We start from the raw sequence: 19,222 nt of genomic DNA, 5'->3' as shown, positions 1-19,222 counted from the left end.
TTGTTTCTGTGTTTCCCGGGATTCCGTTAAGAACCATAAAAAAGGCCTGGAGCTCATGCCCCAGGCCTTGTTTTGTTTCAAGCGTTTTTACGGAATACGAACACCAGGCCGATGATGATCAGCAACATGCCAAGCATGCTCAATACCGCCAGCCGGTTGCCGAAAATCAGGTAGTCCATCACCGCCGTTACCGCCGGCACCAGGTAAAACAGACTGGTGACATTGACCAGGTTGCCCCGGGCAATCAGGCGATACAGCAGCAAGGTCGCCAGCACCGACACGACCAATCCCATCCACAACACCGGTACGATAAAACCGCTGCTGTGTTCGAAATGAAAGGGTTGGAACGGTACGAAGACTCCGCAGAGCAACAGCCCCGCCAGGTACTGCACTGGCAGCGTGCCGAGTGGATTGTCGGTAATGCGCTTTTGCATGATCGAACCGAACGTCATGCTCGCCAACGCCAGCAATCCGAAGAGCATCCCGGCCAGCGACATGCCGGCCAGACCGATGCCTTGGTAAACCACCATGATCAACCCGGCCAAACCCAGCGTCAGACCAAACATTCTGCTGGCTGATCGCTGACGTTCCATGATCACCACGGTAAGAATCGGTTGCACGCCCATGATCGTGGCCATGACGCCGGGTGTGACTTTCAGGTCGAGGGCCAACAGATAGAAAATCTGATAAGCCCCCAGCAACACCAGGCCCGTGGCCATCGCATACACCATCGGCTTGCCGCCCTTGGGCAACTTCAGCTTGAGCAACGGTACCAGCAGCACCAGACCGAATAGCGCGATGGCAAAGCGAAACAGCAGAAAGGCAAAGGGTGACGCGTGGGCCAGGCCCCATTTTGAGAAGATCGCTCCGCTGCTCCACAGCAGAACGAACAGGCTCGTGGACGCCGCCGCGAGCGCGGTGTTTTTCGAAAGGACAAACATGAATACCACCTGTAGTCAGGCAAAAAGCCAACTCAGCCGAAGCTGAAATTCAGTAGTTTTTTTCAAGCGAGCGCTTTTTCAGACAGGCGTGGGAACAGCAGAAAAAAGCTGATCAGCCCGAAAAGCCAACGCCTGGCGGTGATACGACTGCGCACACCGGCGAGCTACTGACAGGTGGAGGGTAATGACTGATCTGCGCAGGCTGCTGATTCCCGCACGGCACGACGCCAGCGTTGACCGCTGAATCGACTACCGCGTTGATGAGGGATGCAGGCATTGGGCTGATCTTTTTTGAGGGCCGTGCTCGGGAAAGCAGGCGAGCGCCGACTATAACCAGCCCGCGACATAGATTGCAATGACTTGGTCAAAGGGCCAGTAACGACAGCTGCCGCGCCGCAATCTACCTTGGAGAGAAATGCAAACGCCCGCTATGAGGGACAGGGAATGCACGAGATCACATGCCAAGGGAACGGACGCATCTTCGGTATCAGTTGTATCGATCGAGGGCTAGAACGCTTTAGACGCTGAAGCGTCGACTTGTCAAAACTGTGGAGAGCCTAGCACCGTGAAAACTGTTCAATTAATGACCGATAACGGAGGAAATATGCACGGAGTCATCAGAAGCCCGCACATAAGAAAACGCTCCTCTGCCCAGGAAAACAAGCCTGTCAAAGTAGAACTGACGGCCAGTCAGCGGCGCATTTTACAGGTCCTCGCGACGGGTATCGAAGGCGAACCTGACGTGCTCGCCGGGCGACCATAACTTCGGCGAAAAAAAACCGCTCCAATGAGCGGTTTTTCATTTCTTGCACGGAATCACCCAAACAACCAATACCCCAACAACGTAAACACCACCACCGCCAACACCGGTCGCAACACTCGGTAGGCCTTGGGATTGCGACGCTTCCATTGTTTGATTACACCACTGAACTTGTCGCTGGAATTCTTGCTCCATGCGTAAACATGGTTAATCCCGCCAACACGTTCATCATCAAGATTCTGCGGTGCAGTGGCGCGCCCCAAAAAGCCACTGACCCAGCGGTTGAGGCGGGTCATCAGGCGGTTGCTCAGCGGTCGTTCGATGTCGCAAAAGAGGATGACCCGAGTCTTGTCGGTTTCATTCTTGACCCAATGCACGTAAGTTTCGTCGAACATCACGTCTTCGCCATCACGCCAGGCGTAGACCTGACCGTCGACGAAGATCCGGCAATCGTCGGAGTTCGGCGTCGACAGCCCCAAGTGATAACGCAGGGAACCGCCGAACGGATCACGGTGCGGGTTGAGGTGGCTGCCGCCTGGCAGCAACGCGAACATGGCGCCTTTGACATTGGGAATGCTACTGACCAATGCCACGGTTTTCGGGCACAGGGCTTCTGCCGATGGCAGTGGTTTGTCGTACCACTTAAGGTAAAAGCGCTTCCAGCCTTTCTTGAAGAACGAACCGAAGCCAGCGTCGTTGTTCTTTTCGGCTGCGCGGATGTAACCCTCGTCGAACAAATGCATCGCTTCGTCGCGGATGACTTCCCAGTTGTCCTTGAGCACATCCAGTTCCGGGAACTTGCTGCGGTCAAGATAGGGTTTGGACGGCACGCTGGAGAACAGGTACATCAAGGCGTTATAAGGCGCGAACAACGCCGAGTGGTTGACGAACTGACGCAAGACCGGCAAACGCGCCTTGCCGCGCAAATGCACATAGAGAGTGCTGCCGAAGAACAGCAACAACAGCGACGCCTTTGCGGCAAGGGAAACGGTCATCAACAACTCCTTGATAGTAGACAACTTTGCATAACGCCATTTACCCGACGTGGCAGCCCGTCATGATAAACATTACCAGCCTCGGGAAACACCCGTGCATCTCAACATTCAGTGTTAAGAATTGCGCAATAAAGCACTTCTTAACATAAGGTTCCTGAACGGGGGCTGACCTGAATCAACCCCCTCCGACTGGATCAAAAACCGCAACGCCTATTGCTGATTCTCCTGCTCGGTAAACAGATCACTGAACAGCATGCTCGACAGGTAGCGTTCACCGGAGTCCGGCAGGATCACCACGATGGTCTTGCCCTGCATTTCAGGGGTTTCCGCCAGGCGAACGGCCACCGCCATGGCGGCGCCGCAGGAAATGCCGCTCAAAATCCCTTCTTCCTGCATCAGGCGCAAGGCCATGGCCTTGGATTCTTCATCGCTGACCAACTCGACCCGATCGACCATCGACAGATCAAGATTCTTCGGCACAAAACCGGCACCAATACCCTGGATCTTGTGAGGGCTCGGCTTGATTTCTTCACCGGCCATTGCCTGGGTGATAACTGGCGACACCGATGGCTCCACCGCCACCGAAATAATCGGTTTGCCCTGGGTATTCTTGATATACCGCGAAACCCCGGTAATGGTTCCACCCGTTCCGACGCCTGCCACCAGTACGTCGACTGCACCGTCGGTGTCGTTCCAGATTTCCGGACCGGTCGTTTTTTCGTGGATGGCCGGGTTGGCCGGGTTTTCAAACTGCGACGGCATGAAGTAGGCAGCCGGGTCGCTGGCGACAATTTCAGCCGCCTTTTCGATCGCGCCTTTCATACCCTTGGCCGGTTCGGTCAGTACCAGTTCGGCCCCCAAAGCCTTGAGCACTTTGCGTCGCTCGATACTCATGGACGCCGGCATGGTCAGCATCAGCTTGTAACCGCGCGCCGCAGCGACGAACGCCAGGCCGATACCGGTATTGCCTGAGGTCGGTTCGACGATGGTCATGCCAGGCTTGAGTTTGCCGGTGCTTTCGGCGTCCCAGATCATGTTTGCACCGATCCGGCACTTGACCGAGTAACCGGGGTTACGCCCTTCGATCTTGGCCAGGATGGTCACGCCGCGCGGGGCGATACGGTTGATCTGCACCAGCGGTGTATTGCCGATGGAATGGGCGTTGTCAGCGTAGATACGGCTCATGGCTGGGTCCTTATACAGCGTTAAATAAGCTCTCCAAGGTATGCCTGTTGCCCTTGGTCGTCCAGTCAGTCGAACGTCCCGTAACCGCAGCAGTCAATCGCTTTATACCGCCAGAGATTTGCCGCCATGAAGCGTCGATACAGTTGGCCCCTGTGGACCCTCGCCGGCCTCGTTCTGCTGCTGGTTGCCCTGCACATTGCCCTGCCCTACGTGGTGCGTGATTACCTCAACGAGAGATTGGCGAACATGGGTGACTACCGCGGCCAGATTAGCGACGTAGATTTGGCCCTGTGGCGCGGGGCCTACAAAATCAATGGACTGAAAATCGTCAAGGTCAATGGCAAGGTCCCCGTGCCTTTCGTCAACGCGCCATTGATTGACCTCTCCGTCAGCTGGCACTCGCTCTGGTATGACCACGCTGTGGTGGCCGAGGCGCAGTTCGACAAACCCGAGGTAAACTTCGTCGACGGCGGTGCCAACAAGAAAAACTCTCAGACCGGTGAAGGCACCGACTGGCGGGCACAATTGGAAAAATTGCTGCCGATTACCCTGAACGAAGTGCGGATCAATGACGGACGGGTCACCTTTCGAAACTTCAATTCAAAACCGCCCGTGAACATGAATGCCACTCAGGTCAATGCCAGCATTTACAACCTGACCAACGTGGTCGACACCAAAGGCAAACGCGATGCCCGATTCGACGGCAAGGCTCTGTTGCTGGGGCATGCACCGCTGGAAACCTCGGCAACCTTCGATCCGCTGAGCAACTTCCAGGACTTCGAATTTCGCCTGCGTGCCAGGAACCTTGAACTCAAACGCATGAACGACTTCGCCTCGGCCTACGGCAAGTTCGACTTCAATGCCGGCCATGGAGACCTGGTCATCGAAGCCGAAGCCAAAAAGGGTCAACTCACCGGCTACATCAAGCCGCTATTGCGGGACGTCGATGTGTTCAATTGGCAACAGGACGTGGAAAACAAAGACAAAGGGATTTTTCGCTCCATCTGGGAAGCACTCGTCGGGGGAACCGAGAATGTGTTGAAGAACCAGCCGAAAAACCAGTTCGCCACTCGCGTCCAGCTCAGGGGCAGCGTGCATCAGCGAGATATCAGCGCATTCGAGGCTTTTTTGCAGATTTTGCGTAATGGTTTCATCGAGGCGTTCAATGCCCAGTACGAACGGCCGAAACCGGATGCCGGCTAAGACTTGCGTGTGACGGTGTAACGACCGGTTTCTTCCGCCGCCCGGGCCGGGTTCGATTGCTGCTGCAAGAAGTCCCAGCCCAGGCAGGCCAGTGCCAGCGATCGCGGAACGGCTTCACGACCACTGCTGTAGCGCGTGATGCTGCGGGCACTGACCCCCAACGCTTCGGCCGCCTGATTGAGCGGCAGCCCGGTGCGAGCGCGCCAGTCGATGAAGATCCGGGTGTTTTCGTCTACTGCATTTTGTGCGAGAGCATCCAGATACAGGGTGTCTGCGCCGATCTGGATGTCCAGTTCGGGCCACTCGACACTCCAGCCATCGTCGCCCAGGGTTGCACCGTCGAAAGCGCCAGCCTCCAGCAATGGCTGCAACCCTGGATAGGCGCGCAGGTCCCGACTCAAATCGAGGTTCAGTTGCTGACCGTCGATAAAGGTCAGCATAAGGCGGTCATCCGGCAACGCCTGCACGGCCGACAGCCGTGGTCGTTTCATGGGTACCATTATTTCCAATTCCTCCAGCAATTGCGCCTGAGGGGCAAGCTATCGCCAAAATGGCGATAGCTCAATACTGGCTAGCGGCCGAGACTGAGTCAAGATGTGACGCCCCATTCAGAGACTGAATAAGCCGTCTGCGTTCACAGTCGACCGGGCACCGCGTTATAGTCGGGTACTACAATTATTGCGCCCCGCCCTGCCTCGTTCAGGTCGGCGTTACCGTTCGAGGATAAGCAGATGAAGTTCGAAGGCACCCAGGCCTACGTCGCCACCGATGACCTGAAGCTGGCGGTCAACGCCGCCATCACCCTGGAGCGTCCGCTGCTGGTCAAGGGCGAGCCGGGCACGGGTAAGACCATGCTCGCCGAGCAACTGGCCGAGTCCTTCGGCGCCAAATTGATCACCTGGCACATCAAATCCACCACCAAGGCGCATCAGGGCCTGTACGAGTACGACGCGGTCAGCCGTCTGCGCGACTCGCAACTGGGCACGGAAAAGGTTCACGACGTTCGCAACTACCTGAAAAAGGGCAAGCTCTGGGAAGCCTTCGAATCCGAAGAGCGGGTGATCCTGCTGATCGACGAAATCGACAAGGCCGACATCGAATTCCCGAACGACCTGCTGCAAGAACTCGACAAGATGGAGTTCTACGTTTACGAGATCGACGAGACCATCAAGGCCAAGAAACGCCCGATCATCATCATTACCTCCAACAACGAGAAAGAACTGCCGGACGCCTTCCTGCGCCGCTGCTTCTTCCACTACATCGCCTTTCCGGATCGCACCACGATGCAGAGGATCGTCGATGTGCACTATCCAAACATCAAGAAAGACCTGGTCAGCGAAGCGCTGGACGTGTTCTTCGACGTGCGCAAAGTGCCAGGCCTGAAGAAGAAGCCATCGACCTCCGAACTGGTGGACTGGCTGAAGCTGCTGATGGCCGACAACATCGGCGAAGCCGTGCTGCGCGAACGCGATCCGACCAAGGCCATTCCACCGCTGGCCGGCGCTTTGGTGAAGAACGAACAAGACGTGCAATTGCTTGAACGTCTGGCGTTCATGAGCCGTCGCGGCACTCGCTGATCCCTCTGTTTAACAAGATAGAGGGCGATAGCCATGCTGCTTAACCTGTTCAATGAAATGCGCGCAGCCAAAGTACCGGTCTCGGTACGGGAGCTGCTGGACCTGATCAACGCGCTGAAACAGCGCGTGACCTTCGCCGACATGGACGAGTTTTATTACTTGTCCCGGGCAATTCTGGTGAAGGACGAAAAGCATTTCGACAAGTTCGACCGGGCGTTCGGTGCCTATTTCAACGGCCTGGAAAAACTCGACGACCACCTTCAGGCCTTGATCCCGGAAGACTGGTTGCGCAAGGAGTTCGAGCGTTCGCTGACCGACGAAGAGCGGGCGGCGATCCAGTCCCTCGGTGGCCTGGACAAGCTGATCGAAGAGTTCAAGAAACGCCTTGAAGAACAGAAAGAACGCCATGCCGGCGGTAACAAGTGGATCGGCACCGGCGGCACTAGCCCGTTTGGCTCCGGCGGTTTCAACCCGGAAGGCATTCGGGTCGGCGATGCCGGCAAACGCCAGGGCAAAGCGGTCAAGGTCTGGGATCAGCGCGAGTACAAGAACCTCGACGATTCGGTGGAACTGGGTACGCGCAACATCAAGGTCGCCCTGCGCCGGCTGCGCAAATTCGCGCGCCAGGGTGCGGCGGAAGAATTGGACATCGATGGCACCATCGACCACACCGCGCGCGATGCCGGGCTGCTGAATATTCAGATGCGTCCGGAGCGGCGCAACACCGTCAAGTTGTTGCTGCTGTTCGACATCGGCGGCTCGATGGACGCCCACGTGAAGATCTGCGAAGAGCTGTTCTCGGCCTGCAAGACCGAGTTCAAGCACTTGGAGTATTTCTACTTCCACAACTTCGTTTATGAATCGGTGTGGAAGAACAACATGCGCCGCACGTCCGAGCGCACTTCGACCCAGGACCTGCTGCACAAATACGGCGCTGATTACAAAGTGATCTTCATCGGTGACGCCGCCATGGCGCCGTACGAAATCACCCAGGCCGGCGGCAGCGTCGAGCACTGGAACGAAGAAGCGGGTTATGTGTGGATGCAGCGGTTCATGGAGAAGTACAAGAAGGTCATCTGGATCAACCCGTATCCGAAAGATACGTGGGGCTATACGTCTTCGACCAATATCGTGCGGGACTTGATTAACGACCAGATGTACCCGCTGACGTTGCGGGGTTTGGAAGAAGGGATGCGGTTTCTCTCCAAGTAATCTCTGTTGTCTGTCCTGACGCTATCGCGGGCAAGCCTTGCTCCTACAGGTTTCGGTGTTCGTGCGTCATGCATTGACCCTGTAGGAGCAAGGCTTGCCCGCGATGCTTTTAGCGGTTCACAAACCGGCGCAGATATTCGACGTGTTCGCGATGCGCGACATCCTGCACCACCGGTTTCAACCGTACCTGCGTCCCCGGCAGACACTGCGCCAGTCGCGCCAGCGCCAGCGGCGTCAACGCCCCCAATCGCGGATAGCCACCAATGGTCTGCCGATCATTGAGCAGCACAATGGGCTGCCCATCCGGCGGCACCTGAACCGCACCCAGCGGGATGCCTTCGGAAATCATCGGCTTACCCTGATACTGCAACGCCGTTCCCAGCAAGCGGATGCCCATTCGGTCGGCACGGCTGTCGAGGGTCCAGATGCTGTTGAACGCGTCAAACGAACTCTGTCCACTGAACTCGCCGATCTGGGCACCAAGCACCAGGTCCAGCGGCGCGTTGAGTTTGAAATCCGGCACCTGTTCGGGCGCCAATTCCCGCAGCAGTAACAGCGAACTGCCCGAGTAGCTCAACTGCGCATCTTTGGCCAACGCCCGGCCCATGCCATCCAGCCCGCCGAGTTCCTCACGGACCACCGTTGCGCTGCTGCCCAACACCTTTGGCGCATCAAATCCGCCCGGGGCCGCCAAATAAGCCCGAGCCCCAAGCAGCGGCTGAGTGAATTGCAATCGCTGACCTTTGTTCAGCCTGAAACTGCGCCACGGTGCCAACGCCTCGCCATCCACCTGCGCCCCCAGATCCGCCCCGGCCAACGCCAGCACGCAATCCTCTTCGGCAACGACGGTGAACCCACCGAGGGTGATTTCAATCACCGGTGCATCCAGGCCATTACCCAGCAACCAATTGGCCCACGACATCGATCGCCAGTCCGCCGCCCCGCCCTGGGTCACGCCCAGATGCCGAACGCCGAAACGGCCAGCGTCCTGCAACAGGCACAGCGGTGTACTCGCTTCTATTGATAGACGGCTCATGCCTGCGCCTCCAACGGCGTGTCATCACCGCCCAGATTGATGAATTCGGCATGGCTGACGGCTTCGAAGCGCACCGTGTCGCCTGGTTGCATCAGGCTGTAGCCGTCGCGTTCGCGGTCGAACAATTTGGCCGGGGTGCGGCCGATCAGATTCCAGCCACCGGGAGACACCACCGGGTAAGCGGCGGTTTGCCGTTCGGCGATGCCGACACTGCCCGCGGCTACCTTTTTACGCGGAGTGTTCAAACGCGGCGCGGCCAGCGCTTCTTCCACCAGCCCCATGAAGGCGAAACCCGGCGCAAAACCCAAGGCGAACACCTGATATTCGCGCTCGCTGTGGCGACGGATCACTTCATCCACCGCCAACCCGCTACGCTGGGACAACAGGCTCAGCTCCGGGCCAACGCTCAAGTCATACCAGACCGGCAACACATGACATTTGCCGCGGGTGCAGGCGTTGGGCGACAGATCGATCAAGGCCTCGGCGATCAGCTCCCGAGCCTGGGCCGGACTCAACGCGGTCAGGTCGTAATGCACCATCAACGTCGTATAGGACGGCACCAGATCGATCAGATGCCCGGCGAACGCAGCACGCAGACTTTCACTGGCGGCGAGCATCCACGGCATGTTGGCCTCGCTGATCTCATCGAACAGACGGACCATCAAGCAATCCAGCGCCACCACTTCTACCCGCAGGTTCATGGCGCGCTCTGCTGATCAAGTGCTTCGCGAATACGCCGCACGGCGGCTACCGAACTGGCATTGTCGCCGTGTACGCAAAGAGTGTTGGCTTGCAAGTGCAAGGCACTGCCATCGCTGGCCGTGAGGTTGCCACCGCGAGCAATGGTCAGCGCCTGTTCGATAATTGTTTCGGGATCGTGATGCACTGCGCCCGGCAGTTGCCGCGAGACCAGCATTCCCGCGCTGTCGTAAGCGCGATCGGCGAAGGCTTCAAACCACAGGGTCACGCCGTATTCATCGCCCAATTGCTGGGCTGCGCTGTTGTCGCGAGTGGCCATCAACATCAGCGGCAACTCACGATTATAGGACGCCACAGCCTGAAGCACCGCGCGCAATTGCGGCGGGTTGGCCATCATGTCGTTGTACATCGCGCCGTGCGGTTTGACGTAACTCACCCGCCCACCCTGAGCCCGGCAAATGCCGTCGAGGGCGCCGATCTGGTAATGCACAATGTCCTGAAGTTCCTGGGCGGTGTAGGCCATGGAACGGCGGCCGAAGCCGACCAGATCCTGATAGGCCGGATGTGCGCCGATCTGCACGCCGTTGCTCAAGGCCAGGCTGACGGTCTTGCGCATGATGCTCGGATCGCCGGCGTGGAAGCCGCAGGCGATGTTGGCGCAATCGATGAAGGGCATGACCTCGGCGTCCAGACCCATGGTCCAGTTGCCGAAACTCTCGCCGATGTCGCAGTTCAATAGCAGGCGGCTCACGGTGAACACTCCTGTAAGTTTTATTCTTTTCTATCTGTTGGGCACTTGCCCGCAGATTATCAGTTGCTGTGCATTAAGTTATTGGGCTTCGAGTTGCTTGCCACGGGTTTCCGGCAAGCTCAGCGCAGCAAGGATCACCACCCCGTAGGACACCGCCGCAAAAGCACCGATTCCCACGCTCAATGGCACTTTCTGGCTCATCAAGCCGATCAACAGCGGGAACAATGCCGCCAGCGCCCGGCCGATGTTGTAGCAAAAGCCCTGACCCGAACCGCGAATCCGCGTTGGAAACAGCTCGGTCAAAAACGCGCCCATGCCACTGAAAATCCCCGAAGCGAAGAAGCCCAGAGGAAAGCCCAGCCAGAGCATCACGCCATTGCTGACCGGCAATTGGGTGTAGAGCAGAACAATGGTGAACGAGCCGACCGCGAACAGAATGAAGTTCTTTTTACGCCCGAGGATGTCGGTCAAATACGCGCTGATGACATAGCCGACGTAGGATCCGACGATCACCATCGCCAGATAACCGCCCGTACCGAGTACGCTCAATCCGCGTTCGTTCTTCAGAAACGTCGGCAACCAGGAGGTGATCGCGTAGTAACCGCCCAGAGCACCAGTGGTCAGCACTGACGCGCGAATCGTGGTGAACAGGATACCGGGAGCGAAAATCTCGTAGAATTTTGCCGGATTGCTGGGTTCTTGCTTGGCCTTGGCTTCGCGATAGATTTCCGGGTCCTTGACCAGTCGGCGGACGAAGATCACAAAGATCGCCGGCACGATGCCAAGGAGGAACAGAGCGCGCCAGGCGTCTTCTGGCGGCAGTACCGAGAACAGCAGCGCATACAAGATCGCCGTCAGTCCCCAACCCAATGCCCACCCAGATTGCACCATGCCCACCGCCTTGCCGCGGTCCTTGGCGCGAATCACTTCACCCATCAGCACCGCGCCGGCGGTCCATTCGCCGCCGAAACCGAAGCCCATCAGCGTGCGGCTGATCAGCAGTTGTTCGTAGTTTTGGGCGAAGCCGCAGAGGAAGGTGAAGAAGGCGAACCACAGCACGGTGAGTTGCAAGGTGCGTACGCGACCGATGCGGTCGGAGAGAATGCCCGCCACCCAACCGCCGATGGCCGAGGCGATCAAGGTGCTGGTGTGAATCAGCCCGGCCTCGCCGGTGGTGATGCCCCACATCGCAATCAGGGTCGGCACCACGAAGCTGAGCATCTGGGTGTCCATGCCGTCCAGGCCATAGCCGATCTTGCAGCTCCAGAAGGTGCGGCGCTCCTGCTTGTTGATGTTGCGGTACCAGTCGAAAGGTCCTGGGCGAACCGTGGCTTTGGGGATGTCGAGCGTGTCGGGCGCACTCATGGCAAATCTCCGCGCTAATTTTTATTGGTATTGTTCTGAGCCCCGACGACGCCTATCGTGGGAACCGGATGGCCTGATTTTTGGGCGCTTTACCCTGGTACGTCCAACTAATAAAAACCCGCTTTAGACATAAGAAAAACTTGTCCCCATGAACCTGAAGTTTCTCGAGACCTTTGTCTGGGTCGCCCGACTCAAGAGTTTTCGCCTGACGGCAGACAAGCTCTTCACCACCCAGGCGTCGATTTCCAGCCGCATTGCCGTGCTCGAAGGCGAGCTCGGGGTGAAGCTGTTCCTGCGTGATTCACGTGGCGTGAGCCTGACGCCCGAAGGCTTGAAAGTGCTCGAGTACGCCGAGCAAATGATGGACACCATGCAAGCCCTCAAGCAGTCGATCGAGACCCGTTCGAGCAAGGTCGGACGGGTTCGCATCGGCGTGATGGACACGGTCATCCATACCTGGTTGAGCCCATTGGTGGCGCAAATGATGGATCACTATCCGCTGGTGGAAATCGAGTTGGTGGCCGATACCGCGCTCAACCTCTGCGATCAGCTGCAAAAAGGCTTTCTCGATCTGATCCTGCAAACCGACTTGTTGCGTCAGGAAAGCGTGCGCAGCCTTGAGCTGGCCAGTCACCCGATGGGCTGGATTGTGGCGACTAACTCGATCTACAACCGCGAGTATTCAGGGATTGCCGACCTGGCGCGGGAACGGATCATTACCTATTCGAAAAACTCCCATCCGCATCAGGAGATTCTCGCCCTGATGCAGGCCAACGGCATCATGACGCCACGGTTGAACTGCGTGAACTCGGTATCGGCGATCACCCGGTTGCTGCGGGACGGTTTCGGTATTGGCGCGCTACCACCGGTGCTGGTCGCCGAGGAACTGGCGCGGGGGGAATTGACCTTGCTGGCCATCGATCAACGGCCACCGAATTTGCAGGTGGTGGTGTCGTGGCGGGTTGGCGTGGAGTGGGTCGAAGAAATCGTGGCGTTGTGTCAGCAGGTGCTGGACGGGTATGCGAAGAAGGTGGGTGAGGGTTACATCGTTTTGAGTCGTTGAAGATCAAAATCAAAAGATCGCAGCCTTCGGCAGCTCCTACAGGGTGTACGTCATTCCAATGTAGGAGCTGCCGCAGGCTGCGATCTTTTGATCTTTTTCTTACAGCCCGCGCACATCCCGGTCTTCGATCGGCCGGCTCTGGCGCAGGCGTTTGCCGCCCAGCACCACCCAGTCGATCAGACGGAATAGGCATTCAATGCCGAACGACAACAGCAACGCCCCGCTCATGCCCCAGATCATCGCTTCAGGCGTCAGCAGGATCTGGTAGCTGTAGCCATTCCAGGTTTCCTTGCGAATATCCGGATCAGCCGCCAGTGCAACCTGCAGGAAGCGGATGTACCACGGGCCTTGCATGGCCTGGAACTGTTTATCGAGGGCCAGTTGACGGGTCAGCAAGGTGCTCAGGCTGTCGGCATCGCTGCGAAAGATCGGGTCTTCGCTGGCGCGGTAATGGGCCACCAATGCCTGGATGTCACCCTTGAAGAACTGATTCGCCGTGCCCTGAAAACCGCTCAGACTGGCCTGCGCCTCAATCAGATGCGCTTCGACGCGCTTGGCATAGTCGTTGATGAATCCCGGCACCTGGACACCGATCAACAGGCCCGCCGCGAACAACACCAGCCGTAGATAACTGAGCAACATGAAGGGAAATCCTTATTCGGTCTTGCCCTGGCTGACGCATTCACCGCGTCGCCAGAGGCTCCATTGGCCCGGTTCGTAACGGGTCCAGGTTTCGTTTTCGGTCAAGGGTTCGGTGGCGATCACCGTGACCACGTCGTTGGGCGTGGTTTCGGCCTGGAAATCGACGATCACATCGACGTCCTTCAAGCGCGCCGGGCCGAATGGCGCGCGACGGGTGATTTGCGCCAGTTTGGTGGAGCAATAGCAGAACAGCCAGTCGCCATCGCTGAGCAGGCAGTTGAACACGCCTTTGCTGCGGTATTCAGCGCAGGCGGCCACCAGGTCTGGCAGCAGTTCTTCGACCTCTACCGGTTCCGGGAACGCTGCGCGAACGCGGTTGAGCAAATCGCAGAACGCCGCCTCGCTGTCGGTATCGCCGACCGGGCGGTAAAAACTCTTGATCGGTTCAAAGTCCGCGAGTTGGCCGTTGTGGGCGAAACACCAGTTTCGGCCCCACAGCTCACGCACGAACGGATGGGTATTGGACAGGCAGACCTTGCCGACGTTGGCCTGGCGGATGTGCCCGATCACCACTTCGCTCTTGATCGGATAGCGCTGCACCAGGTTCGCGACTTCGGACTCACAGCTCGCCGCCGGGTCCTGAAACAGGCGCAGGCCACGGCCCTCGTAAAAGGCGATGCCCCAGCCGTCACGGTGCGGACCAGTGCGGCCGCCGCGCTGCATCAGCCCGGTGAAGCTGAACACGATATCGGTCGGCACATTGGCGCTCATGCCCAATAACTCACACATGCTCGGATTCTCGCTGAAAGGCAGGGGCAGGTTACAGTCGCGGTTCGACCCGCATTCGCTGAGGGTTGCTCGGCACCGGTGGACGACCGTAACGATCATCGCCCGCACCGCCGAACGGGTGATCCTCTTCAGGGTCATCGGCCCGGGCCGCAGCCTTGGCAGCGGCAGCCTGTTCCTTGCGAGCGTTGGACGCACGTTCGATAGGGAAACGGATCGCCACGAATACCAGGTAAATGCCGAAGGCGATCATGCCGTACATGAACAGGTCGGAAATTGCGCGCCAGGCGTTGTTGCCGACCTTGAACAATAGATCAAGGGCAGTAATGGCGATGGCCGGGGCAACCTTTTCCTTCACCGGATCAATGATGGTCGGGCTGAACAGCAACACAGCAACCAATAGCCGCAGCGGCTCACGCAGCCAGCGCCACATCCAGCGGGTGATACGCATCCACACCAACAGGCAGCCCAAAGCGGCAAAGGCGTAGAGGCCCCAAGCGATCAGATAGTCGTTCTCGGTCATGGTGTCCATGGCAAGGCAGGCAAAGAGGCGCTTATAGTAACGACTTTTCGCACGTCAGGCTTGCTCCAATGCCAGTGTAGGAGCCGAGCTTGCTCGCGATGACGATCTGTCAGGCACATCAATATTGACCGTGTCGCCGCCATCGCGAGCAAGCTCGGCTCCTACAATGCCGTCTGCGAAGCCCCTATTCCGTACATTGTTCGAGAGTCCTTCATGCCCCTATCCGTCAACGTTTCCGACGCTCCGATTGCCCACAAGGCCGAAGGCGACGACCCGTATGCCTGGCTGCAGGAGCGCGACACCGACGCGGTGCTCGACTACCTGAAAGCGGAAAACCGCTACCAAGAGGCGCAAACCGCCGATCAGGCCGGGGTGCGTGAAACCCTGTTCGAAGAAATCAAGGCCCGGATTCTCGAAACCGACCTGTCCTTGCCCTCCCCTTGGGGTCCGTACCTGTATTACACGCGCACCACGGCCGGTGATGAATATGCCCGCCACTACCGCTGCCCGCGCCCTGCCGATGACAGCCTGCAGCTCGACGAAAGCCAGGAACAGCTGCTGCTGGACCCGAATGAACTGGCCAACGGCGGCTTCTTTTCCCTGGGCGCCTTCAGCATCAGCCCGGACCATCAGCGTCTGGCCTACAGCATCGACGCCACGGGCGATGAGATTTTCACGCTGTTCGTGAAGGAATTGTCCAACGGCCGTGTCAGTGAACTGGAATTCCAGGATTGCGACGGCAGCATGACCTGGGCCAATGACAGCCTGACGCTGTTCTTCGGCGAACTGGACGACACCCATCGCCCGCACAAACTGTTCCGCTATCGGCTGGACGGTACGGCGGCCGAAGAAGTGTTCCATGAGCCGGACGGTCGATTCTTCATGCATTGCTACCGCTCCAGTTCCGAGCAGCAATTGCTGTTGTCCCTGGGCAGCAAGACCACCAGCGAAGTCTGGGTGCTCGACGCGTTCCAGCCGCAACAGGCGTTTACCTGCATCGCACCGAGGGTTGAAGACCATGAGTACGACGTCGACCACGGCGCGCTCGACGGTCAATGGACCTGGTTCATTCGCACCAATCGCGACGGCATCAACTTTGCCCTTTACCACGCCGTAGACACCGGCGTGGCGCCGACCGAGGCCGACTGGCAGAACCTGATCCAGCACAGCGACACGGTGATGATCGAAGGCTTGAGCCTCAATGCCGGCGCCATGACCCTGAGCTTGCGTGAGGGTGGCTTGCCGATCATCGAAGTTCATCCGCAAGACCTGCCGAGCTACCGCGTGCAATTGCCTGATGCGGCCTACAGCCTTCATGTGCAGAACAGTCTGGAGTTCGTCAGCGACAGGATCCGCCTGCGCTATGAAGCGCTGAACCGTCCGGCGCAAATCCGCCAACTGATATTGGGCAGCGGCGAGCAGAAAGTCCTCAAGGAAACCCCGGTGCTCGGCCCGTTCGACGCCGATGCCTACGTCAGTCAGCGCCTATGGGCAACGGCACCGGACGGTACGAAAGTGCCGATCAGCCTCGTCGTCAAACGCGAAGCACTCGGTAAGCCGACGCCGCTTTATCTGTACGGCTATGGCGCTTACGGTGAAAGCCTCGACCCATGGTTCTCCCACGCCCGCTTGAGTCTGCTGGACCGTGGTGTGGCGTTCGCCATCGCTCACGTGCGTGGTGGCGGTGAACTGGGCGAAGCCTGGTATCGCGCCGGCAAGCAGGAACACAAACACAATACCTTCAGCGACTTCATCGCCTGCGCCGAACACCTGATCGCCAATGGTTTCACTACTTCACAGCAACTGGCGATCAGCGGCGGCAGCGCCGGTGGCCTGCTGATCGGCGCGGTGCTCAATCAGCGGCCGGAGTTGTTTGCTGCTGCGATTGCCGAAGTGCCGTTCGTCGACGTGCTGAACACCATGCTCGACCCGGACCTGCCGTTGACCGTCACCGAATACGACGAGTGGGGCAATCCTGAAGAGCCGGACGTCTATGATCGGATCAAGGCCTACGCTCCGTACGAAAACGTCACCGCCCAAGCTTATCCGGCGACCCTGGTGATCGCCGGCTACAACGACAGTCGCGTGCAGTACTGGGAAGCGGCCAAGTGGGTGGCGAAATTACGCGCGACCAAAACCGACGCAAATCCCCTGCTGCTCAAGACCGAATTGGGTGCCGGGCACGGCGGGATGAGCGGTCGTTATCAGGGATTGCGTGACGTAGCACTCGAATACGCATTTGTTTTCAAGGTTTTGGGGATTGCCTGAGGAACTTGGCCCGGCGTGTCGGTCTTAACACCAGACACTAGGGGCCCGAGACAACACACATCCCCTGTGGGAGCCGGGCTTGCCCGCGATGAGGCCATCACATTCAACATCATCATTGGCTGTAACATCGTCATCGCGGGCAAGCCCGCTCCCACAGGGATTTGCGGTGATTTCAAATTCGAGCCTGCAACAGACACAAGAAAAAGACCGTGACGACATGTCAGAACCGACCTTACTGAACAACGAAATTCGCGACTGGCTGATGGACTGTGGCCTATTCGATCAACTGCTGCCGGCGGACTTCGCCGCGGCCTCGGGCTACTTCAGCATCAGCACCATTGCTCAGGGCGAAGAGATTTTCCATGAGGGCGATGCCGGCAGCTTCATGTGCATCATCCACACCGGCCAGGTGGCGGTGCAGAAAACCAACAGCGACGGTCACCTGGTGACCATGGCAACGTTGCGCAGCGGTCGGGCGTTCGGCGAAATGGCCGTACTCGACGGCGAACGCCGCTCGGCCAGTTGCGTGGCCGCAAGCAATTGCCAGTTGCTCAATCTGGGCAAGGATTCGCTGGAAAAGATGCTCAACGATGCGCCGAAAATCGCCGCAAAAATCATCCGCGCCCTCGCCGTCTCCCTCTCCAAACGGTTGCGCATGGCCGATGGGCAACTGCTCTCGCAGCAGGTTTAACCGCCGGGTGATTTGGCTTTCGACGGGTTTTGCTCTAGCCCCGGCAGTGGCTGATCCTTGGTGGGCGGGCTAGGCATTTCAATCGGCACCAACGGCGGACCACCACTGCCGGGCCCGACCTTGGGCACGCTGGTCGGGGTGATTTGCGGGTACGGTGTCGGGGTCGCGGTGCCGGGTGAACCGGGCAGCGGCGCAGGGCTGGTCGGAATGGTTTGCAACTGCTGGGCCTGCACTGCAGTTATCGAGAGCGCGGCCAAGGCAATGACCGTTAGAATGGTGCGCTTCATCAATGGCTCCGTTGGCCTTGTTGTGTTTTTGCAGGCTACTCCCAACGGCGCGTGTTTGCCTTCTCCCTCTTATGCCAATTTCTCCTCAAGTGAGTCCCATGAAACGTTTCGTTCTGCTCGACACCACTCCAATTCCTGAAAATGGCGGTGCCTTGTGCCTGTTCGAATACGGTGAGGATTTCGTCATCAAGATCCAGGGCGGCGACGGCGGGCAACTGATGAACACCCGCATGCACGGCTCGGAAGACGCTCTGGCGGAGATCCCGTGCCGTAAAGTGGCCGGCCGGCCGAATTCGCGCGTGCTGATCGGCGGCCTGGGCATGGGCTTCACCCTCGCCTCGGCCCTCAAGCATCTGGGCAAGACCGCTGAAGTGGTGGTCGCCGAACTGGTGCCGGGTGTGGTGGAGTGGAACCGTGGAGCGCTGGGTGAGAAAGCCGGGAATCCGCTGCAGGACCCGCGTACGGTCATTCGCATGGCAGACGTGGCCAAAGTCCTGCAAGCCGAGCCGCAAGGTTTCGACGCAATCATGCTCGACGTCGACAACGGCCCCGAAGGCCTGACCCAAAAGGCCAACAGCTGGCTCTACTCCGCTGGCGGCCTGAGCGCCTGCGCCAAGGCCCTGCGGCCCAAAGGCGTGCTGGCCGTCTGGTCCGCGAGTGCTGATCGACAGTTTTCCGACAAACTGAAGAAGGCCGGCTTCAAAGCCGAGGAAGTGCAGGTCTTCGCCCACGGCAACAAAGGCACCCGTCACACCATCTGGATTGCCGAGAAGCTCAAGGGCTGAGCTAAACTTGGCTCATAACCGTCATTAGTCTTTTACAAAGGTGAACCCATGAGTTCGTCAACACCGACCAACACGTCGAAACTGGACCGCATCCTTGCCGACAACCAGCGCGACAAGGAAATGGGTTACCGCGACAAGGCCCTGAAAATGTACCCGCACGTGTGCGGTCGCTGCGCCCGTGAGTTTTCCGGCAAGCGCCTGAGCGAACTGACCGTGCACCACCGCGACCATAACCACGACAACAACCCTCAGGATGGCTCGAACTGGGAATTGTTGTGCCTGTATTGCCACGACAACGAACACTCGCGGTACACCGATCAACAGTATTTCGATGAAGGTTCGCTGAGCTCGCCGAAAATCGCCAAGGCAACGCATAACCCGTTTGCCGCGTTGGCCGGGTTGATGAAGAAAGAAGACTGAAGTCGACCTTGGCCCTGTGGCGAGGGGGCTTGC

The 19,222-nt window shown here is 58.5% G+C and carries 20 protein-coding genes; 8 read left to right on the top strand and 12 right to left on the bottom strand.

Features of this window, described 5'->3' with window-relative positions; genetic code table 11:
- Nucleotides 1-77: 77 nt before the first annotated feature.
- The 3 genes from PMI27_RS06755 to cysK form a co-directional block, all read right to left on the bottom strand.
- Nucleotides 78-941: a DMT family transporter gene (locus PMI27_RS06755; protein ID WP_008153172.1), complete on the bottom strand. Its 864-nt coding sequence runs from the start codon at nt 939-941 to the stop codon at nt 78-80.
- 816 nt (nt 942-1,757) lie between these two features.
- Complete coding sequence (locus PMI27_RS06760; protein WP_008153168.1) at nt 1,758-2,696, bottom strand: aspartyl/asparaginyl beta-hydroxylase domain-containing protein; 939 nt, start codon at nt 2,694-2,696, stop codon at nt 1,758-1,760.
- Between the two features lie 210 nt (nt 2,697-2,906).
- Nucleotides 2,907-3,881, bottom strand: coding sequence for a cysteine synthase A (gene cysK, locus PMI27_RS06765; RefSeq protein ID WP_008153166.1), 975 nt, complete (start codon nt 3,879-3,881; stop codon nt 2,907-2,909).
- Nucleotides 3,882-4,007: 126 nt separating this feature from the next.
- On the opposite strand from cysK, the gene PMI27_RS06770 reads away from it, so the two are divergent.
- A complete protein-coding gene (locus tag PMI27_RS06770) occupies nt 4,008-5,084 on the top strand; it encodes a DUF748 domain-containing protein (protein WP_008153163.1) in 1,077 nt (358 codons plus the stop codon).
- Here the strand turns inward: PMI27_RS06770 and PMI27_RS06775 are convergent.
- Entirely contained in the window at nt 5,081-5,584 is a 504-nt protein-coding gene (locus tag PMI27_RS06775) for a DUF2442 domain-containing protein (protein WP_008153162.1), read from the bottom strand. The two genes, PMI27_RS06770 and PMI27_RS06775, sit on opposite strands and share 4 nt — an antisense overlap.
- 231 nt (nt 5,585-5,815) lie before the next feature.
- Between PMI27_RS06775 and PMI27_RS06780 the strand changes: the two genes are divergently transcribed.
- Together PMI27_RS06780 and PMI27_RS06785 are read left to right on the top strand one after the other, a co-directional pair.
- Nucleotides 5,816-6,661: an AAA family ATPase gene (locus PMI27_RS06780; RefSeq protein ID WP_008153159.1), complete on the top strand. Its 846-nt coding sequence runs from the start codon at nt 5,816-5,818 to the stop codon at nt 6,659-6,661.
- A gap of 33 nt (nt 6,662-6,694) precedes the next feature.
- A complete protein-coding gene (locus PMI27_RS06785) occupies nt 6,695-7,873 on the top strand; it encodes a vWA domain-containing protein (protein WP_008153157.1) in 1,179 nt (392 codons plus the stop codon).
- A gap of 109 nt (nt 7,874-7,982) precedes the next feature.
- On the opposite strand, the gene PMI27_RS06790 is transcribed toward PMI27_RS06785, so the two are convergent.
- From PMI27_RS06790 to PMI27_RS06805, 4 genes are all read right to left on the bottom strand, one after another.
- A complete protein-coding gene (locus PMI27_RS06790; protein WP_008153156.1) occupies nt 7,983-8,909 on the bottom strand; it encodes a biotin-dependent carboxyltransferase family protein in 927 nt (308 codons plus the stop codon).
- Complete coding sequence (locus PMI27_RS06795) at nt 8,906-9,610, bottom strand: 5-oxoprolinase subunit B family protein (RefSeq protein WP_008153155.1); 705 nt, start codon at nt 9,608-9,610, stop codon at nt 8,906-8,908. Before PMI27_RS06795 ends, PMI27_RS06790 begins: the two co-directional genes overlap by 4 nt.
- Nucleotides 9,607-10,359, bottom strand: coding sequence for a 5-oxoprolinase subunit PxpA (locus PMI27_RS06800; protein WP_008153152.1), 753 nt, complete (start codon nt 10,357-10,359; stop codon nt 9,607-9,609). Before PMI27_RS06800 ends, PMI27_RS06795 begins: the two co-directional genes overlap by 4 nt.
- 78 nt (nt 10,360-10,437) lie before the next feature.
- Complete coding sequence (locus tag PMI27_RS06805) at nt 10,438-11,724, bottom strand: MFS transporter (RefSeq protein WP_008153151.1); 1,287 nt, start codon at nt 11,722-11,724, stop codon at nt 10,438-10,440.
- A 148-nt stretch (nt 11,725-11,872) separates the two neighbouring features.
- Between PMI27_RS06805 and PMI27_RS06810 the strand changes: the two genes are divergently transcribed.
- Nucleotides 11,873-12,787: a LysR family transcriptional regulator gene (locus PMI27_RS06810; RefSeq protein ID WP_008153149.1), complete on the top strand. Its 915-nt coding sequence runs from the start codon at nt 11,873-11,875 to the stop codon at nt 12,785-12,787.
- A gap of 99 nt (nt 12,788-12,886) precedes the next feature.
- Here PMI27_RS06810 and PMI27_RS06815 read toward each other — a convergent pair whose 3' ends face one another.
- Genes PMI27_RS06815 through PMI27_RS06825 form a run of 3 tightly spaced genes read right to left on the bottom strand, consistent with a single transcriptional unit; the run spans nt 12,887 to nt 14,747 of the window.
- Complete coding sequence (locus PMI27_RS06815; protein WP_008153147.1) at nt 12,887-13,429, bottom strand: DUF2937 family protein; 543 nt, start codon at nt 13,427-13,429, stop codon at nt 12,887-12,889.
- Nucleotides 13,430-13,441: 12 nt separating this feature from the next.
- Nucleotides 13,442-14,218, bottom strand: a complete 777-nt coding sequence (locus tag PMI27_RS06820) for a class II glutamine amidotransferase (RefSeq protein ID WP_008153143.1) — start codon at nt 14,216-14,218, stop codon at nt 13,442-13,444.
- A gap of 31 nt (nt 14,219-14,249) precedes the next feature.
- Nucleotides 14,250-14,747, bottom strand: a complete 498-nt coding sequence (locus tag PMI27_RS06825; protein WP_033053470.1) for a hypothetical protein — start codon at nt 14,745-14,747, stop codon at nt 14,250-14,252.
- Between the two features lie 204 nt (nt 14,748-14,951).
- On the opposite strand from PMI27_RS06825, the gene PMI27_RS06830 reads away from it, so the two are divergent.
- Together PMI27_RS06830 and PMI27_RS06835 are read left to right on the top strand one after the other, a co-directional pair.
- Nucleotides 14,952-17,006, top strand: a complete 2,055-nt coding sequence (locus tag PMI27_RS06830) for a S9 family peptidase (protein WP_008153139.1) — start codon at nt 14,952-14,954, stop codon at nt 17,004-17,006.
- 217 nt (nt 17,007-17,223) lie between these two features.
- Nucleotides 17,224-17,697, top strand: coding sequence for a cyclic nucleotide-binding domain-containing protein (locus PMI27_RS06835; protein WP_033053557.1), 474 nt, complete (start codon nt 17,224-17,226; stop codon nt 17,695-17,697).
- Here the strand turns inward: PMI27_RS06835 and PMI27_RS06840 are convergent.
- Complete coding sequence (locus PMI27_RS06840; protein WP_008153134.1) at nt 17,694-17,984, bottom strand: hypothetical protein; 291 nt, start codon at nt 17,982-17,984, stop codon at nt 17,694-17,696. The genes PMI27_RS06835 and PMI27_RS06840 overlap by 4 nt on opposite strands.
- 98 nt (nt 17,985-18,082) lie before the next feature.
- Between PMI27_RS06840 and PMI27_RS06845 the strand changes: the two genes are divergently transcribed.
- On the top strand, nt 18,083-18,769 hold the full coding sequence (locus PMI27_RS06845) for a spermidine synthase (RefSeq protein ID WP_008153132.1): 687 nt from the start codon (nt 18,083-18,085) through the stop codon (nt 18,767-18,769).
- A 48-nt stretch (nt 18,770-18,817) separates the two neighbouring features.
- Entirely contained in the window at nt 18,818-19,189 is a 372-nt protein-coding gene (locus tag PMI27_RS06850) for a YajD family HNH nuclease (RefSeq protein ID WP_008153129.1), read from the top strand.
- Nucleotides 19,190-19,222 lie beyond the last annotated feature (33 nt).

The organism is Pseudomonas sp. GM41(2012), assembly GCF_000282315.2.
In the GTDB taxonomy this organism is placed as follows: Bacteria; Pseudomonadota; Gammaproteobacteria; order Pseudomonadales; family Pseudomonadaceae; genus Aquipseudomonas.
Note: the sequence above shows the minus strand (reverse complement) of the source record. Positions and strands in the feature narration are given on the sequence as shown.

Bases quoted from the DNA above. Each gene is read 5' to 3' on its own strand.
- PMI27_RS06785 (WP_008153157.1), top strand. From the start codon at position 6,695: ATGCTGCTTAACCTGTTCAATGAAATGCGCGCAGCCAAAGTACCGGTC.
- PMI27_RS06795 (WP_008153155.1), bottom strand. From the start codon at position 9,610: ATGAACCTGCGGGTAGAAGTGGTGGCGCTGGATTGCTTGATGGTCCGT.
- PMI27_RS06835 (WP_033053557.1), top strand. From the start codon at position 17,224: ATGTCAGAACCGACCTTACTGAACAACGAAATTCGCGACTGGCTGATG.
- PMI27_RS06820 (WP_008153143.1), bottom strand. From the start codon at position 14,218: ATGTGTGAGTTATTGGGCATGAGCGCCAATGTGCCGACCGATATCGTG.
- PMI27_RS06770 (WP_008153163.1), top strand. From the start codon at position 4,008: ATGAAGCGTCGATACAGTTGGCCCCTGTGGACCCTCGCCGGCCTCGTT.
- PMI27_RS06830 (WP_008153139.1), top strand. From the start codon at position 14,952: ATGCCCCTATCCGTCAACGTTTCCGACGCTCCGATTGCCCACAAGGCC.
- PMI27_RS06815 (WP_008153147.1), bottom strand. From the start codon at position 13,429: ATGTTGCTCAGTTATCTACGGCTGGTGTTGTTCGCGGCGGGCCTGTTG.
- PMI27_RS06760 (WP_008153168.1), bottom strand. From the start codon at position 2,696: ATGACCGTTTCCCTTGCCGCAAAGGCGTCGCTGTTGTTGCTGTTCTTC.
- cysK (WP_008153166.1), bottom strand. From the start codon at position 3,881: ATGAGCCGTATCTACGCTGACAACGCCCATTCCATCGGCAATACACCG.
- PMI27_RS06845 (WP_008153132.1), top strand. From the start codon at position 18,083: ATGAAACGTTTCGTTCTGCTCGACACCACTCCAATTCCTGAAAATGGC.
- PMI27_RS06755 (WP_008153172.1), bottom strand. From the start codon at position 941: ATGTTTGTCCTTTCGAAAAACACCGCGCTCGCGGCGGCGTCCACGAGC.
- PMI27_RS06810 (WP_008153149.1), top strand. From the start codon at position 11,873: ATGAACCTGAAGTTTCTCGAGACCTTTGTCTGGGTCGCCCGACTCAAG.
- PMI27_RS06850 (WP_008153129.1), top strand. From the start codon at position 18,818: ATGAGTTCGTCAACACCGACCAACACGTCGAAACTGGACCGCATCCTT.
- PMI27_RS06790 (WP_008153156.1), bottom strand. From the start codon at position 8,909: ATGAGCCGTCTATCAATAGAAGCGAGTACACCGCTGTGCCTGTTGCAG.
- PMI27_RS06840 (WP_008153134.1), bottom strand. From the start codon at position 17,984: ATGAAGCGCACCATTCTAACGGTCATTGCCTTGGCCGCGCTCTCGATA.
- PMI27_RS06780 (WP_008153159.1), top strand. From the start codon at position 5,816: ATGAAGTTCGAAGGCACCCAGGCCTACGTCGCCACCGATGACCTGAAG.
- PMI27_RS06775 (WP_008153162.1), bottom strand. From the start codon at position 5,584: ATGGTACCCATGAAACGACCACGGCTGTCGGCCGTGCAGGCGTTGCCG.
- PMI27_RS06825 (WP_033053470.1), bottom strand. From the start codon at position 14,747: ATGGACACCATGACCGAGAACGACTATCTGATCGCTTGGGGCCTCTAC.
- PMI27_RS06805 (WP_008153151.1), bottom strand. From the start codon at position 11,724: ATGAGTGCGCCCGACACGCTCGACATCCCCAAAGCCACGGTTCGCCCA.